Consider the following 1,151-nt stretch of genomic DNA (forward strand, 5'->3'; position numbering starts at 1 on the left):
CTCAGGAGTTGCACCTCGCATAGCGCAGTGAATAGCCGTGCTGGCGGAGAAATTCCGAGTTTCTGCTGAACGTCAGGAGCAGGCGGTTCAAATGAACGTCTGGCATGACCGTCATCAGTGCCAGAGCAGCACACGCCTCCAGGGTCATCCCGGTCTCTCGGTGCAGGATGGCCAGTGTCCAGGCCAGGAACACCAGCAGGACCCAGCGATCCAGGCCCACAGCAGTTCGCAATGCGAACTGCGCCAGACCAAACTGGTGCTTGCCCTCCTTGAAGAACGATTCCTCACTCCACCGCTTTGCCCCCTCGGCGACCACCTCGTCGCCTTCCATCAGTTCCGAAGAAACCGCGTGAAACACCCGGTCTCCACGGTCGACGCGACCCAGCACCAGCGGGTCATGCGGCCAGTTCTTCAATTCGATGTAGCCTCCATGCGGACAGTCAGCCACCGTGACCTCGCCTGGGTGCATCGTCCGCCGGGTTGACCGAACGCCCACCACAAACTCGAAGCCCAGCTGCCTGACTTCATCCAGGAAGACAGCGGATTCGAATCCGCTGTCTGCTAACACGCGAATCCGGAATCGACGACGGATCGCGTCTGGGACGGTTCGCAGAAGTTCTCGTGCCAGAGTCACTGGGGTCGCTGTCCCCTTGCCCCGGTAGACCCGGTACCCCACGGGAAACTTCACCGCTCCGTATTCGGCGAACAACACGACCAGATGGATGCCGTGAACCTCGTTATAGACGCGAACGAAGGGCAGCGTGCTGCCCTTTTTTTCGATGCTGGTCAGGTCGACACTCAGCCGCAGGAGTGGGCGGTGTTTTCGTCGGGCCGCGACAAGCAGCGCGTCCCACTGGGCGCGCTGCAAGATGGCCCAACCCTGTGCCGTATCCCAGGGGTACTCGTTCAGGAGGCGGCTCAGCGCACTTTTGCTGACCAACTCAGCGCGGTGCAACGCCGTTTTGGTGGCAGTGTCCAGGAACATCGACAGCGCAGCCTCCAGGCTGCGCTGTTGGTAGGACGTGGTTGGAACGGCCAGGAACTCATCTGCCAGAATGCGGACGCGCTCCCCCAGAATCTGTGACGTAGACACTCCCAGATTTTCTCGGCTGGGAGCGCTTCCCCGTCGTTATGCAGGTGCAACTCCTGAG

The 1,151-nt window shown here is 61.0% G+C and carries 1 protein-coding gene; it reads right to left on the reverse strand.

Annotated elements, in window-relative coordinates; genetic code table 11:
• Window position 1 precedes the first annotated feature (1 nt).
• Window positions 2-1,093, reverse strand: a complete 1,092-nt coding sequence (locus tag F8S09_RS17490) for a transposase (protein WP_102128614.1) — start codon at window positions 1,091-1,093, stop codon at window positions 2-4.
• Window positions 1,094-1,151 lie beyond the last annotated feature (58 nt).

It is taken from the genome of Deinococcus terrestris (assembly GCF_009377345.1).
GTDB classification, from domain to species: Bacteria; Deinococcota; Deinococci; order Deinococcales; family Deinococcaceae; genus Deinococcus; species Deinococcus terrestris.